Annotated in this window: 13 protein-coding genes and 1 pseudogene; 4 read left to right on the forward strand and 10 right to left on the reverse strand. The window is 64.0% G+C overall.

Annotated features, from left to right (window positions below):
• Positions 1-251 precede the first annotated feature (251 nt).
• Positions 252-1,889: pseudogene (locus B4N44_RS18295) on the forward strand (FAD-dependent oxidoreductase); the annotation flags it as partial.
• Between the two features lie 159 nt (positions 1,890-2,048).
• On the opposite strand, the gene B4N44_RS18300 reads toward B4N44_RS18295, so the two are convergent.
• Positions 2,049-2,903, reverse strand: a complete 855-nt coding sequence (locus tag B4N44_RS18300; RefSeq protein WP_296704027.1) for a DMT family transporter — start codon at positions 2,901-2,903, stop codon at positions 2,049-2,051.
• A gap of 126 nt (positions 2,904-3,029) precedes the next feature.
• On the opposite strand from B4N44_RS18300, the gene B4N44_RS18305 reads away from it, so the two are divergent.
• Positions 3,030-3,329, forward strand: coding sequence for a type II toxin-antitoxin system Phd/YefM family antitoxin (locus B4N44_RS18305; protein WP_296704030.1), 300 nt, complete (start codon positions 3,030-3,032; stop codon positions 3,327-3,329).
• 130 nt (positions 3,330-3,459) lie between these two features.
• Here B4N44_RS18305 and B4N44_RS18310 read toward each other — a convergent pair whose 3' ends face one another.
• From B4N44_RS18310 to B4N44_RS18345, 8 genes are all read right to left on the reverse strand, one after another.
• A complete protein-coding gene (locus B4N44_RS18310) occupies positions 3,460-6,627 on the reverse strand; it encodes a type I restriction endonuclease subunit R (protein ID WP_296704033.1) in 3,168 nt (1,055 codons plus the stop codon).
• Positions 6,628-6,653: 26 nt separating this feature from the next.
• On the reverse strand, positions 6,654-7,271 hold the full coding sequence (locus B4N44_RS18315) for a DUF4276 family protein (protein WP_296704035.1): 618 nt from the start codon (positions 7,269-7,271) through the stop codon (positions 6,654-6,656).
• Entirely contained in the window at positions 7,268-8,512 is a 1,245-nt protein-coding gene (locus B4N44_RS18320; RefSeq protein WP_296704037.1) for an AAA family ATPase, read from the reverse strand. Before B4N44_RS18320 ends, B4N44_RS18315 begins: the two co-directional genes overlap by 4 nt.
• Positions 8,509-10,179 carry a restriction endonuclease subunit S gene (locus tag B4N44_RS18325; protein ID WP_296704040.1) on the reverse strand — a complete coding sequence of 557 codons (1,671 nt, stop codon included), beginning with the start codon at positions 10,177-10,179 and terminating at the stop codon, positions 8,509-8,511. The genes B4N44_RS18320 and B4N44_RS18325 overlap by 4 nt, the downstream gene beginning before the upstream one ends.
• Positions 10,176-10,610, reverse strand: a complete 435-nt coding sequence (locus B4N44_RS18330; RefSeq protein ID WP_296704042.1) for a nucleotidyltransferase substrate binding protein — start codon at positions 10,608-10,610, stop codon at positions 10,176-10,178. The genes B4N44_RS18325 and B4N44_RS18330 overlap by 4 nt, the downstream gene beginning before the upstream one ends.
• A 33-nt stretch (positions 10,611-10,643) precedes the next feature.
• Positions 10,644-12,344: a class I SAM-dependent DNA methyltransferase gene (locus B4N44_RS18335; protein ID WP_349681101.1), complete on the reverse strand. Its 1,701-nt coding sequence runs from the start codon at positions 12,342-12,344 to the stop codon at positions 10,644-10,646.
• Between the two features lie 71 nt (positions 12,345-12,415).
• Positions 12,416-12,856 carry a type II toxin-antitoxin system VapC family toxin gene (locus B4N44_RS18340; RefSeq protein ID WP_296704043.1) on the reverse strand — a complete coding sequence of 147 codons (441 nt, stop codon included), beginning with the start codon at positions 12,854-12,856 and terminating at the stop codon, positions 12,416-12,418.
• The gene (locus B4N44_RS18345) at positions 12,843-13,103 is read right to left on the reverse strand and encodes an AbrB/MazE/SpoVT family DNA-binding domain-containing protein (RefSeq protein WP_296704046.1); all 261 of its coding nucleotides are present in this window, start codon (positions 13,101-13,103) and stop codon (positions 12,843-12,845) included. The genes B4N44_RS18340 and B4N44_RS18345 overlap by 14 nt, the downstream gene beginning before the upstream one ends.
• A gap of 485 nt (positions 13,104-13,588) precedes the next feature.
• Here B4N44_RS18345 and B4N44_RS18355 point away from each other — a divergent pair, with 485 nt between their 5' ends.
• Both B4N44_RS18355 and B4N44_RS18360 read left to right on the forward strand, forming a co-directional pair.
• A complete protein-coding gene (locus tag B4N44_RS18355) occupies positions 13,589-13,801 on the forward strand; it encodes a hypothetical protein (RefSeq protein ID WP_296704389.1) in 213 nt (70 codons plus the stop codon).
• Positions 13,802-14,102: 301 nt separating this feature from the next.
• Positions 14,103-14,591 carry a Uma2 family endonuclease gene (locus tag B4N44_RS18360; protein WP_296704048.1) on the forward strand — a complete coding sequence of 163 codons (489 nt, stop codon included), beginning with the start codon at positions 14,103-14,105 and terminating at the stop codon, positions 14,589-14,591.
• An 85-nt stretch (positions 14,592-14,676) separates the two neighbouring features.
• Here B4N44_RS18360 and B4N44_RS18365 read toward each other — a convergent pair whose 3' ends face one another.
• Positions 14,677-14,868, reverse strand: coding sequence for a hypothetical protein (locus B4N44_RS18365; RefSeq protein ID WP_296704050.1), 192 nt, complete (start codon positions 14,866-14,868; stop codon positions 14,677-14,679).
• Positions 14,869-15,204 lie beyond the last annotated feature (336 nt).

Here is a 15,204-nt window from a genome sequence, read left to right on the forward strand (position 1 = left end):
GGGCGGCACGGTAGGATGAACGATCGCATTCAGTCCGCGATCGTTCGGGCAATCGCCGAGCCGCGATCGGCCGAGATCAGGCCCGACGCGATCGGACGGCCGCGTCATCGGCCTCCAAGAAAAAACGACGACAGGAATGGATGTGCGCTATCACCCGCGCTTCGACGCGGCCAAGCGTGAGCGTCTGTTCAAGCGCTGGCACAAGGCCGTCGAACTTTCCAAAGGCTGGGCCCTTGATGAGGATTGATGCCATGACGCTGCGCGTCAGCAACATCGCCAAGCTGCGAGAAGGTGTGGTCTATGACGCACTGATCATCGGCGGCGGCATCAACGGGGCGGTGTCTGCCGCCGCACTGTCCGGCAAGGGCGCCCAAGTGGCCCTGATCGACAAGCGCGATTTCGCCGGATTCACCAGTCAGCAATCGTCCAACCTGGCCTGGGGCGGGATCAAATATCTCGAAAGCGGTGATTACAGGCTCGTGCGCAAGCTGTGCCTGAGCCGCAACGAGCTGATCCGCAGTTATCCGAGCCGGGTCAAAGAGATCCGCTTCTTCGCCACGATCGATCGCGGGTTTCGCTTCTCGCCCTTCTTTCTGTGGCTTGGCACCTGGGTGTACTGGCTGTTCGGCAACGGTTTCACCCGGATCCCGCGCGTCCTCACCAAGGAGCGCATCCACCGCGAGGAGCCAGTGGTCAAGACCGACAAGGCGGCCGGCGGATTTGAATACTCCGACGCCTATCTGCACGACAACGACTCGCGCTTCGTCTTCCAGTTCGTGCGCTCGGCGATGGACCGCGGTTGTATCGCGGCGAACTATGTCGAATCGCTCGGTGCACGGCGCGACGGGGAGCTCTGGGTCACCCGTGCGCGCGATACCCAAACGGGCGAGACCTTCGAGATCCGCTCCAAGGTCTTGATCAACGCCGCCGGTCCTTTCGTCGACGATCACAATCAACTCAGCGGTGAGCAGACCGAGCATCAACATCTGTTCTCCAAAGGCATCCATCTGATCGTGCCGCAGATCACGCCCCATCAGCGGATCCTGACCTTCTTCGCCGACGACGGACGGCTGTTCTTCGTCATCCCGATGGGGCTGCGCGCCTGCATCGGCACCACCGACAACCGGGTCGACACACCGCAGACCGAGGTCACCGACGCAGATCGCGACTTCGTGCTGGAGAACATCAACAAGAGGGTCGCGTTGGCCGCTCCGCTGACGCGCGAGGACATCATCGCCGAGCGCTGCGGGGTGCGGCCGTTGGTGGTGAAGCGCCAGGGCGGCGACGCCGGCGTGCGCGATTGGATGCAGCTCTCGCGCAAGCACGAGATCGATGTGGATCGCACGCGTGCGCATCTGTCCATCTTCGGCGGCAAGCTCACCGACTGCGTCAACGTCGGCAACGAGGTCGCGCGGATCGTCGCCGGGCTCGGCATCGACCTGCCGCATGCCGGGTACCGCTGGTACGGCGAGCCGCACCGCTCGGTCTACGCGGAGTACATGCACCAGGTACGCTTGATGAACTTGGACAGCTACACCTCGCCCGAGTCCATCGAGCCGCTCTCGAGTCGGCTGTGGCGGCGCTACGACCAGCAGGCCTTCGAGCTGCTCGCCCGGATCCGCGAGGATCCGCGCCGGGCCGATGTCTTGATCAAGGGAACGGATTATCTGCGCTGCGAGATCCAGCTCGCCAAGCGTCAGGAGATGATCGTCACGCTCGAGGATTTCCTGCGCCGTCGCTCCAAGATCGCCCTGGTGGTTCCGCGTCGGCAGATCCAGGAGGCCGAGGGCCTGATGGAGGCTTGCGAGATCCTCTTCGGAGAGGCTGCACAGGCGCGATACGCTGAGTATTTCGGCGAGTCTCGAAGCGTCACGCCAGCGCAATCCCGCCACCTGGAGTCAGTCGGATGCCGCCTGACGTCGAGTCGGCGCTCCGTGCCGAGACGCCGATCGGACCTCGGCGCTCCGCGTATCGAACGATCCGCGATGGCAGCGAGCAGTCACAACAGCGCCGCACGACCCGTTTCCGATCTCTCGACGGAGCAGGATCTACCGGCGACCACCGATCCGATCACGCTCCAGGATAACCAGGGTGATCCCGCCGAGCACCGCCGCCGAGGCCAACACGAGACGCAGCGTGATCGGCTCGCCGAGCAGGGCGACGCCGCCGATCGCGACGATCACGGGCACACTGAGCTGAACCGTGGCCGCGCTCGTCGCCCGCAACATCGGCAGGACTCGATACCAGAGCGCATAGCCGAGTGCCGAGGTCAGGGCGCCGGAGGCAACGGCATAGCCCGCGCCGATCGCATCCAGCGAGACCTCCGTGATCATCAGCAGGCTCAACAGCGTCGTGATCGGCACGGTCAGCAGAAAGTTGCCGGCGGTGACGCGTATCGGGTCACCCGCGCCCTTGCCGCGCACCGAGTAGACACCCCAGGCCATGCCGGCGCCGATCATCATGAGCGCACCGCCCAACGGCGGTGCGGATAGCCCGGGCAGCAGCAGGCCGACCAGACCTGCGAAGGCAAGCGCGACACCGGCGATCTGAATGCCGTCGAGACGTTCGCCGCCCCGCAGTCCAAGTGCGATCATGGTCACTTGCACGGCGCCGAACAGAAGGAGTGCGCCGGTCGCCGCGGTCAAGCTCAGGTAGGCGAAGGAGAAGAGTGCGGCGTATGCGAACAGGGCGAACGCCGAAGGCCAATTGCCCGCACCCGCACGTGCCTTGCCGGTCAACCACACCAGCAGCCAGAGCATCAACGCGCCCGAGATCAAGCGGATCGAGGTGAAGCTTGCCGCATCGATGGCCGTATCGCGCAGTGCCGCCCGACACAGCCAGGAGTTCGCGGCCAGAGGGATCATCGCGAACGCGGTCAGGACGATGAGGCGGGGTTTGGTCATGGCTGGGTCGGCATCCTGGTTTAGGGGTATTGAATTGATAGGAAATAGCCTTGTTCTTGATCCCCGCGTCGGGAGCCGACAACTCGTCACAAATCCAGTCATTTTCCGCCTTGCAGGAGCCTGTCTATGCATGTCTGGTCAGTTAAGGACGCCAAAGCTCGCTTCAGCGAGTTTCTGGATGCCTGTGTGACCGATGGCCCCCAGGTGGTCACGCGACGGGGCACTGATATCGCCGTGCTAGTGCCCATCCATGAGTGGCGCCGCCTTCAGGCGGCCGCCCGCCCCTCGCTGAAGCAGCTCCTGCTGGCCGATACGGCTCGGACCGATATGCTGGTGCCGGAACGCGGCAAGGCTCGCGGAAGTCAGCCCTGGCCCTCCGGAGATCCAAAACGAAGACGCGATGATTGCAGCGATTTCCAAAGTTAAGGGGACTTCTCCTCCTTCGGCATCGGTATTCTCAATCCAGTTCGAGTTTGGCGCGAAGCCCGGAAATGCAGACTCATCGCGACATCCGATCGCGTCCGTCGCGCGTCGCTTCCTCGGAATAAGTCCCCTATCAGACGAAATCCTCGGTCGACAACTCCGCCTGCCGCAGCACAAGGTGGGTCGCGCCCTCGGCGAGATCCGGCGGATAGCCGTACTGCGCGAGCAGGCGCCGGACGTTGCGCCGCAGGGTGGCCCGGACCGATTCGCGCTGTGTCCAGTCGAGCTTCGGCATCCGGCGTACCATCTCGGTCAGCTCGCGGGCCATCAGCCGCAGTGCGTCGCTTTGCATGACCTCGCGCGCCGAGGCGTTCTCGGCCAGCGCGTCGTAAAACGCAATCTCTTCGGTGCTCAAGCCCAGCGCCTCGTCCTGCCGTTGCGCCTGGCGCAGGTCCCGCGCCAGGTCGATCAGACGGGCGATCATCTCCGCCGTCGTGATCGCCTTGTTGGTGTAGCGCAGCAGGGCGTCTTCCAACGCCTCGCGGAATTTGCGGCTGCGCACCAGGTTGCTGCGCTCGTTGCTGCGGATCTGATCGTTCAAGAGCTTACGCAGCGTCTCCAGGGCCAGATTCTTCTGCTCCAGCGCGGCCACGCGCTCCAGGAACTCATCGCTCAGGATGTCCAGCCGCGCCTCGTCGAGGCCGGCCACAGCGAACAAGTCGATCACCTCGTCCGCATCCACCGCCCCGCCGATCACCTGCCGCACCGCGGCATCGATATCCCGCTGCCGCGCGCGGCTGTCCGGACCCTTTCCGTCGTCCGCCAGCCGTTTGCGGATCATCGCCGCCGCGCGCTGGAAGAAGGCCAGGTGCGGTGCGATCAGGTCGGTTTCCGGGCGCGGCACGGCGAGCGCGAAGGCCGTCGCGAGCTCCTTGACCAGGGTGCGAAAGCGCGTCCAGCCGTCGTCCTGTCCCAGCACATGATCGATCGCCACCAGATACACCGGCAGCACATCGCGCGGTGCGGCGTCGAGCGCCCGGGCGTAGTTGCAGCCGTGAAAGAAATCGCGCAGCTTCTCGAAGGCCGACTGCATCGCCGGCACCGCCTCGTCCTGCACCTGTCGCACGGCCTGCCCGGTGCCGCCGGCGCGGCTGTAGGTGGCGAGCGCATCGGCCAGTTGGTCGGCGAGCCCGAGCAGATCCACGATCAGCCCGCCCGGCTTGTCGCCCCAGACCCGGTTGACCCGCGCGATGGCCTGCATCAGGTTGTGCCCGGCCAGCGGCTTGTCGAGATACAGCGTATGCGCCGGCGGGCAGTCGAAGCCGGTCAGCCACATGTCGCAGACGATGACCAGGCGCAGATCATCCGCCGGGGCCTTGAAGCGCTCGGCCAGGCGCTTGCGCGCGGCCTTGGTGCGGACATGGTCCCGCGATGGCTCCGGGTCATCTGCGCTTCCGGTGACGACCACCTTCATGGCCCCGCGCTCGTCGTCGCCATCGTGCCAAGCCGGGCGGAGCACGCGGATCTGCTCGTAGAGCCGCGCCGCGATGTCCCGGCTCATGGTCACGACCATTGCCTTGCCTTCCATCGCCGAGCGGCGCTTCTCCCAGTGCTCGACGATGAACGTCGCCAGGCGCTCCAAGCGCTCCGGCGCACCGACCAGGGACTCCAGACGCACGCGGATGCGCTCATCGGGATCGGCGCCGTTGCGATCGGCGTTGACGACGTAGTCCACCTCGTCCTCGGCCACCCGCGCGCCGTCTTCGTCCACCTTAAGCTTGACGATGCGCGATTCGTAATACAGCGGCCGGGTAGCGCCGTCCTCCACTGCCTGGCGGATGTCATAGACGTCCGCGTAATCGCCGAAGACATGGATGGTGTTCTTGTCGTCGCGCTCCAGCGGCGTGCCGGTGAAGCCGACGAAGGTCGCGTTCGGCAGTGCCTCGCGCATCCAGCGCGCGCCGCCCTCGACGAAGCCGTATTGGCTGCGGTGCGCCTCGTCGGCCAGCACAACGATGTTGGCCCTGTCACTGACTGGATTGGACGCTGCGGTCTCTGGATTAAACGCAAAGGCGCCGAGGCGCGAAGGCGCCATGGATTCCTCTTGTTTGCGGCTTTGCGCCTCGGCGTCTTCGCGTTGAAAATCAGAGAACTTATGTATCGTTGTGAAGATCACGCCGCCCGCGGCGCGGTCCAGCAATTCCCGTAGATGATCGCGGCTCGTGGCCTGCACCGGGTCTTGCCGCAGCAACGCACGGCCGGCCGCGAAGGTGTCGAAGAGTTGGTCGTCCAGGTCGTTGCGGTCGGTAATCACGACCAGCGTCGGATTGACCAGGACCGGCTCGCGGATCAAGGTGCCTGCCAGCATCAGCATGGTCAGCGACTTGCCCGAGCCCTGGGTGTGCCAGACCACCCCGCCGCGCCCGTCGCCGGCCGGTTTCAGGTGGGCGAGCACACTTGAGCGCGCCTTGCGCACGGCGCGGAACTGGTGATACCCGGCGATCTTCTTGACGATCTCGCCGTGTGCGTCCTCCTCGAAGACGACGCAACTGCACAGATAGTCGAGCAGCGCCCGCGGCTCGAAGAGCCCACGGATCAGCGCCTCCAGCGTGGGCGCGCTGCCGGCCTCGTCCGCGAGTGGTCGCCAAGGCATGAAGCGGCTGCGGTCGCTGGTGATGGAGCCGACCCGGGTCAGCATCCCGTCAGAGACCACCCGCACCAGGTTCGGCACGAAAAGCTCCGGCGTCGCGTCCTGATAGCGGTCGAGCTGCTCGATGGCCGCCGTGAGATCGGCTTGCGGGTCGGTCGGGTCCTTCAGCTCGATCACCGCGATGGGCAGGCCGTTCAGAAAGACCACCAGGTCCAGCCGGATCAGCTTGCCGGTGGGTCCGGTGACCGCGAGCTGGCGCACTACCAGTAGGTCATTGGCGAGAGGATCTTCGAAGTCGATGAGCCGGCAGCGTCCGCCGCGCAGCCTGTTCTCATCCGGGCCAATTTGCGAGTCGCGATACTCCACCTCGACGCCATCGGTCAGCAGCCTATGGAGCCAGCGATTGTTCTGGACCAGCGTCGGATGCGGCGGGTGCGCAAGCGTGCGCACCACGCCTTCGATGACCTCGTGGGACATTGCCGGGTTGAACCGATGCAATGCCGCGGAGAGACGAACCTGGAGCACACACTGGCCCGAATCCAAGCGCTCGCCGGCATCGTCGATCTCCACGCCGCGCCGGACCTGCGCGCCGATGACGCCGAAGTAGACGGCGGCGACATCCTCGACGAGCTGCTCGGTCGGGGATGGCATGATCGTGGCCTCCCTCGACGGCGTGCTCATGCGACCGCCTCCAGAACGGCATCTCGGAAACGGCAAAAGCTCGCCGAACGATTGCGCCCTGCCTCGAACACCCCGCCCAAGAGCCGCGCCGCCTCGATCTTGCGCAGGCCGCCCTTGAAGTATCCATTCCGTTGCATGATGCGCTCGAAGGCCTCCCAGGTTCCGCCGCCAATGGCATCCGGGTCGCGGTAGCGCTGTTGATTCGGAATGGTCGAGGGCAGGCGCGGGTAGGCTGCACGGACGGCTGACCAATCGCCGAAGTACCAGGCTTCCAGTTCCTCGATGGCGATACGATTCACGAGCTGCCAAGGCAGACCGCCAGCACGGCTTTTTGAACAGAGCCCGGCCCGCTGAGCAGTGGTTTCCAGCCGCTGCTTCAAACCCAGGCAATCCTCGTCGTCGCGATCCACTACGACCAGGATGCGCCAGTCGGCGGGCAGCCAGGCCGCGTAGCCGCGCAGTCGTGCCTCCAGCTTTCCCATCAGGTCCCCCTTGCCTTGGAAGGCATGGATTTCGAAGGTTCTGTCCTGTGGCAACAGCCGTGGCAGAAACGCACGCAGAAAGGCCTCCATCGAGGGCTCCTCGACCAGCAGCTCGAGATGGGTGGCCGTCATGCGGAGCGCCCGCCTTTGATTGGCCGGGTCGGCCCCCCTTGGTTGGTCAGCGGATCGCCGACGCCAAGTTGGCCTTCCATCCACAGATGACCGAGCAGCGCCCCTTGTTCGGTAAATTCGCGCACCCCCGGCAAGTCCTCGGCCCGCTGCGTTTGGGTGTAGCCGCGCTCATCGCGCCAGAGCACCCGCACCTCCTGCGGCCTTAGCGCGTTGAGGAAGAACGGCGAATGCGTGGTGACAAGAAGTTGTGTGGCTGCCGTGGCCGCGCGACACTCCTCGGCCAGCTCCGGCAGCAGCCGGGGATGCAGGAAGTTCTCCGGCTCCTCGATGCCGATGAACGGCGGTGGGCTCGGGTCGTAAAGCAAGACCAGATAGGCCAGCATCTTCAGCGTGCCGTCCGACGCGAACCGGGCCAGGACCGGGTGGCTGAACGGCGCGTCCTTGATCTGCAACAACAGCCGGCCATCCGGCATGGTGTCGGCCAGCACGCGCTCGATCCGCGGCACCCGCCGGCGCAACACCTCGAAGATGCGCTCGAGCCGGTCGCCGTGGCGCTCTGCCAAGTACTGAATCACGTTGGCCAGATTGTCGCCGGTGCGGGACAGGCGCTCCTGCGGTCCCGCTTCGGGCTGACCACGCGCGCTGTCGGCCGACAGGTAGGATACATGCCAGCCGGTGATGAACTCCCGCAGTGCCGCCACGCGCGGATGATCGGCGAATTGCCCGAGCGCATTGACCGCGAGGAGCTCGGGCGATTTCAACGGGATCTCAATGCGCCGGTCGTTCTCGTCCGGGGCCTCGCCGCTCACGGCCCGGCCTTGCCCCTCCCGATAGTCCAGAAAGCGAATGGGTTTCCCGTTCTGGCCCCGACGCCATTGCAGCCACTCCTCAACGACCACCGGCCCCCCGCTGCGTTCGTCCACGGCCAGGTGATAGGTGATCAGTGGATAGCCCGACTCCTTATACTTGACCTCGATCACCACCGGCCCGTCGCCGCCGCGCGTCTTCAGCTCCTTCGCACGACCGCGCTTGTCCCAGGCGCGGCGCAGGCCCAGCTCGAAGCATTCGGACAGGAAGGCGAACACGTTGAAGACCGTGGACTTGCCGCTGCCGTTGGGTCCGAGCAGCACCGTCAGCGGCGTCAGCTCCTTGAATTCCACTTCATGCAGCGCTCGAAAGTTACGTACCCTCAAGTACTGAATGCGCGGCGGGCTGAGCGGTTTGTCTGCGGCTGTGTTCATCGCGGGGTCTCCGGGAATCGTTCTACGTCCTTCACGCGCAACTCGCCCGAAAGCAGCTTGGGGAGGAGGTAGTCGCGCATCTCGGCCAATTTCCGAGACTCAAACTCCGTTTCTGCCTTCAGTCGAAAGAGCGGTTCAACGATCGAGCGGAGGGCACTTTGCAGCGATGATGTCGGTACGGCGAGCCGCATCGCGCGTTGATCGGACAGACTCACGAAATCCGCCATATCCGTGTTTCCCTTCACGGCCATCCACTGGTGTGTAAAGCTGTCTGAGCAGATCCATAGATGCAGAAAGAAGGGGTCGATCGTGCGCTCGTCTAATGATCGCCAAAAGCACACCTGAGGCGCATAGACGACATCGCCTGTCCAAGGGGTTATTAGGCCAATGCGGCCTACCGTCCCTTTAGAAGTGAAAACGGTATCCCAGACGCGAGAACGCTTGGGTCCAGCTTTGGTCGCAGATTCCGCGCAAAGCAATTCGGCGCCTTCCGTATTGACGGTTCCGTTGACGTTTCCCGCTCGAATAAAAGGAAACCCGCTATCCGCGAGCTCGCTCCGCTTTGCACGATAGCCGTCACCGACGGAGAGCGCTCCTTGTGCTTCGAGCTCGGCTACACGATGCTGAAAGACTTCCCAGCCCTCAGGGACGGGACCAATCTTGGAATCAACGAAGCCGGTGGGCAGGGCGTCAAAAACGGGCTGGGGCATGGACGGGAAGACGGTCGCGCCGGCGGCCTTGGCCTTGACCGGCTGGAAGTCCACGAACCAGGCGCGGAAGATCGCACGTGCCAGCCGCTCCAGCGCTTGGGCCGTCCGCCGGTTATGTTCGATCTTCTCGTCCAGCGTTCCGAGAACCCCGGCGATGGCGCGTTGCTCGAAAGGCGGAGGAACGGCTACCTCATAGCGATGTAAGTCATTGCGGTTCAGTCCAGGAACGCTGCTCTTATCGTTTGCGGCCTGAAAGTCCAGAGACCGCAAGAAATAGGAAATGAATCGCGCGTCATTCTCTTTGAAGTCGCGCACGTACAAAGTTGTATTGAGTGGCCAGTAGTCCTCGATGATGTAGTGCACCTCGCCAAGTGTGCCATATCGACCGGTGACTACACCTGGCGCCCTGGCTTTCGCCATATCGTGCCAACCGGAAAGCCCGGAAGACGACACCACGGGAACTGATCCAGCACGACGATCGGACTGAGGAAGGTCATAGCCCCTCTTTAGTTCGATCACATCGCCGAGCAGGCAATAGCGCCAAGCCTTAATCATTTTCTGGCTCCCACGCTGGAGCGTAGGAGCGAGAGAATGCGAGCCCGCTTCCGCAGGCGCTGCAGCGGCGCTGTCCGCGGATTGCAGCACGACGTAGCGCACTTCGATCTCCTCCCGAAAGGCTGCCGGTATGCGCGCCCAATCGACGATCTGCACCAGGATTGGCAGGTCGCTGTCGGAGAAGGCGCCTGCGACCTCGTCAAGGTCCGACTGTCGGCGGCTCAGGTCGTCGGGCTGACGCACGACGAGATCCAGATCGCTGGCGTCGTAATGGTCGCCGTTGACGCGGCTCCCGTAGGCCCAGACCTCGGCATGCGGTAGGTAACGGCGCAGGATGTCCTGGACGATCGCCAGGTAACGCGCGGGCAGGTGCAGTGCCGGACGGGCGTTGCCGCTACTCATGTCGCATCCTTGCCGAGCTTGGCGTCCAACCGATCCGCCAGCCGCGAGACATCCTCCAGGAACCCAGGCATCAGCGTCAGTGTCTCCCGCGCAAAGGCCTCGCCATAGTCGTGGGCGGTGTCGTTGCGATTGTCGCGATACTTAAACCAGCGCTCGACCTCCTCGAGGGTCAGCAGGCCATGCACGGCGGCGAGCCGCAGAATATCCTTGATGGGCGTGGATTCGAGTTTCCGGGCGCTGTGGCCGAACGCCTTCAGGGCCTTCTTGAGAAGTTTGAAGGCGATTTCCTGCGTCAGCTCATATCCTTTGACGATGGCGTTGCGAAACACCTCCTGCTCGATGCTGTCGGGCTCGGCGCTTTGATAGAGCCGCAACGACTGCTGCAGTGTTTCGATGCAGCGACGCAGATGGTCGAGATTCAGGTAGCGCATGGTATTTGCTTCGGTTGGAGCGCGGTCGACCGATCAGCCACGACCTACCCCCTTCAGCCGCTCGCGCACGACGCCCATCAACCGTTCACCCTCCACGAAGCACGCCTCCACCTCAGCCAGCAGGCGCGGGTATTTCTCCTCGAACGGCTCACTGTCTTCTTCCTGCTCCTTGGCACCGACGTAGCGGCCGGGGGTGAGCACGAAGCCGTGCTTGCGGATGCCGTCGATGGTCTCTGCCTTGCAGAAGCCGGGGAGGTCGCGGTAGGTCCAGTCGCCGTGGTCGGCGGTGTTCCACCAGGCGGGCGCGGGCTCGCCGCGCCATTGGCGGAAGGCGTAGACGATGCGGCCGATATCGGAGTCGGCGTCCGGGTCGCCGAGTCCGTCGGCGAGCAGGGTTTCGCCGTCGTCGCCGCCGGTGAGCACGCGCAGCGTCCGCGTCTGTAGGGTGCCGAGCTTGCGGGCGTCGATGAACAGGGTCTCGCCGCGGCGGTCGCGACCGCCGTGGGGCAGGTTGCGGCCGGTCTTGTCGCGGGTCAGGAACCAGAGGCAGGCGGGAATGCCCGTGGTCAAGAAGAGCTGGGCCGGCAGTGCGACGATGGCGTCCAAAAGGTCGGCTTCGACGATGCGCTGCCGAATCTCGCCCTCGCCGCCGGAGCCGGAGGAGAGCGACCCGTTGGCCATGACGAAGCCGGCGACCCCGCCGCCGTGCCCGTTCGGCGGCGCCAGATGGTGAATGAAGTGCTGAATCCAGGCGTAGTTGGCGTTACCGGCGGGCGGGGTGCCGTAGCGCCAGCGCACGTCCTTCTCCAGCAGCTTGCCGGACCAGTCCGAGATGTTGAACGGCGGATTGGCGAGGATGTAGTCGGCCTTTAGATCCGGATGCAGGTGGCGCAGGAAGGTGTCCGCGGGCTGGGAGCCCAGGTTGGCCTCGATGCCGCGGATCGCGAGGTTCATGTGCGCCAGTCGCCAGGTGGTGGGGTTGGACTCCTGACCGAAGATGGAGATGTCGGTCGTCTGTCCGCCGTGGGCCTCGACGAAGCGCTCGGACTGCACGAACATGCCCGCGGAGCCGCAGCAGGGGTCGTAGACGCGGCCCTCGTAGGGCTCGATCATCTCCACCAGCAGCCGCACGATGCAGCGCGGCGTGAAGAACTCGCCGCCGAGCTTGCCCTCCGCTTGGGCGAACTTGCCGAGGAAGTATTCGTAGACCCGGCCGAGACTGTCTCGGGCCTTGGCGCGGTCGCCTTTGAAGCCGATGTCGGCGATCAGGTCGATCAGGCCCTTGAGCTTTTCGGGCGCGATGCTGCGGCGGGCGTAGTCGCGCGGCAGCTTGCCCTTGAGATTCGGGTTGTCACGCTCGACGGCGAGGATGGCGTCGTCGATCAGTGTGGCGATGTCGGGGCGGATGGCCTGGTTCTGCAGGTTCTGCCAGCGCGCCTCGGGCGGTACCCAGAAGACGCGCTCGGCGGTGTACTCGTCGCGGCTCTCCAGCAGGCTCTCCATCTGGGCGCCGGTGATACCGTCCGCTTCGAGCTCGGCCATGAGCCCCTCGCGTCTGGCCGCGAAGGCATCGGAGATGTACTTCAGGAACAGCAGGCCCAGCACGACGTGCTTGTACTCGGCCGCGTCCACCTGACCCCGCAGCGCGTCGGCCGACTTCCACAGGGTGTCGGCATAGGCGAGGTCGTTGTTGTTCGAATCCTGACTGGCCATCGAGGCTCCTGTCTGCATCATGCTGTCGTGCCGTCGTCGTCCGGCGACGGCTGTCTTCGGGATGCCCCTCGCATTCCTCGCGGATTTCCTGTCTACGGTACCATTGAAGACGGCTCGGAGCCGGGAACCACAAGTTCAGTGCCCACGCCCAAGCGTTGCGCGGGTCGCGCAAACCGACGGTCATCGAAGGTATAGAGCGCCTCGCAGTGACGGCTGCCGGCAAGATGAAGCGCGTCGGCGAAATCCAGATCCCGACCGAGAAGCTCCAGGGCGGCCGCGATTCGATCGATCCCCTCCACGTTGACGTTCGGTAGTCCCAGCAGGTGCGTCATGACCTGAATCACCTGTGCCGTGTCGAAGCGGTAGAAGGCCCGCAGCACCCATTCGAACTCCAGAACGACGGTGAGCGGGACGAAGAGGCTGGGACTCGTGGTGAAAATCTCGTAGGCGATCGGTCGTTGTTTGGCCCCTTCCGGGTCGCCGGGGTCATCGACATAGAAGCGGGCCAGGATGTCGGTATCAAGGGCAATCATCGCGCTCGTCCCGCATCGCGGTGGCGACGTCGAAGTCCGATAGGCGGCGCTCTCCGGGATGGTCGCACCTCAGTAGCCCGAAGCCGTCCTCGGGCCGCGTCTGTTTGATGGTGCGGAGTACCCGGACTCGGATGCTGTCGCCTTCGAGCTCGAAATCCAGTTTGCTGCCGGGTGCGATTCCGAGCCGCTGGCGGATCGCGGCGGGGATGACCACCTGGCCCTTGTCCGATACGGTCACGGTCGACATCGTGTGCATTCCGCCTCTTACATGGTAAGAGGCAAGAGTTTACGCCAGCCGCGTTCCGATGCAAACCGGGCCGTGTTTGCCGTGTGTCCGCATGGGCTTGGTACGGTCGGTCTCGTCGGTCTGTTCTACGCCGTTGGCGCCCAGAGATCGCTCAGGTTGATGGCTACCGCATCGAAGGGTGCGACCGATGCCGAGGCCGCACCGGCAAAACGGCCGATCTCTCTCCAGGCTCCATCTTCGAGGGAGTAGGCTTCCAATGTGTGTGCTAAACCGCGTCCAGAGTGAAATGCGTAATCGTCATTTCGTGTTGGGCTTAGGGGTTTTTCCGACCTTTATGGAGACGCGGTTTAGAGGATCGACCAGCCAAGCATAGGACACGCCGAACTCGGCGTAGATCGGCATCTTGATATTCCTGTCCTTGCTTTCGGAGGACGGGGGACCTCGCAGATCCAATCAGGCACGACCTCGATGCGGTGAACCGGCGGATGGTTGAGCATGCGCTCGCGCCGCCAGCCGCCAAGATCCGGCACATCGACCTCGGCGTCTCGGATGAAATGCAATTCAGGCTCGTCGACGATCCACTAACGTCAGGGCTTCCAGCCCTGATTCCGTCAGGCCAAGATGGCCTGACTACGCATTCGGTGGCCGACGTTGGCGAAGGGATGATCGAGGCCGAATATCGGGATTCGCTGAGATAACCTTATCGATCTGCAGCGGCAAGCGATTGAAATGCTTTGATAGCCCGTCGCTATGCTGCTCAAATCGCGTCTACGAGTGCTCTGCGAGGTTTTCGCATGGATGCAGTCTGGTTTGGATCAACAGGCGTTGGAGCGGACGCGATTCGAGGGTGTCGAATGCTTGGGTGAGGCGTGCGATGATCGGGTGTTGTTTAAACCGCGCCGTCTCCAGCGGTCGTCAAATCCGCCGGGGCCGATCCCATCCAAAAACAGCGCATACCGCACTGGGCGCGGTTTAATGCGGAAACGCTCGGGGGTATCGATGGATCTGCAACAGCTTGTGCTGCGCTCCGATGAGCTCGGGGTGCGGCTGGAGGTCGTCAATGGGCTAGCGATCTGGGAGGCGCAGCCGCTGTATCGGCATCAGAAGCATGTCGAGCGGATCGCCGCTTCGATCGGACGGTCGGAAGGCGGTGATTGCGACTGCGTTCACGCGTTGGATGTCTACATCCAGTTCCCGAACGGGTTGAAGCGACCCGACATCTCCATCTTCTGTCGTGAGCCCGACGAGGCTGAACAGGATAGCGTTTTGACGATGGTGCCCGAGGCGGTCGTCGAGGTCGTGAGCAAGGGATACGAGGCAAAAGACTTAGAGATCGGCCCGCCCTTTTATCTCTCTCAGGGCGTCAAGGATGTGCTGGTGTTTGACCCACAGACCCTTTTGGTGCTGCACGTTTGGCAGGGTCAAGCACGCCGTCTCGTTTCGCCCGTCGTCGTCGATCTAAAGTGCGGCTGTAGTGTGGTGATCTGACGATCTGACCCGCGCAGCGCCTGCGTTGGGGGTGCAGAGGGGTTTGAGCTCGGCGGGATATGTTGCCTGTCCCGCCGGGCGCGGGTCAGCCGAGACTGCGCAGGACATCGGCCTCGATTTGTCGCGCATAGGGGCCGAACGGTTTTTGCTGCTCGGTCGCCCACTGCAATTCGGCCCACGTCTGCATCCGTCGCTCGGGCTGGGCGTGCGGGTGGAGACACCCCGCCGAGCGGGGTCGGGCATCACGATAGTCTCGGTCGAGATCGATGTCGTACATGGCTGGATCCTCGGTGCTTCTGGCTGAAAAAGGTCGAAGACGCAGATCCTGACGCAAAGACTGCACCAAAATCCTACGACGCCAGTCGTCTTTCGGGAACTCTGAGTCCACTCATCGGGAAATTCAATCCCGAGCGGCGGTGTCGCCGTCGGAGTTGTGCTTGGAGATCAATTTGATCTCGCGAGATCGGGTGTGGATCACGGGCGGATCGTGACCGGTTCATGTGTGCCCGCCAGTCTCATCGCGATGCGGAGGGTTCGGCCGGTCGGACAGCGGCTCGGGGCCCGAGGCGGCCCCGAATTGGTGCGACCCTCGACCCGAAACGGGTCGGGGATC

The sequence above is a fragment of the Thiocapsa sp. UBA6158 genome, from assembly GCF_002423035.1.
Lineage (GTDB): Bacteria > Pseudomonadota > Gammaproteobacteria > Chromatiales > Chromatiaceae > Thiocapsa.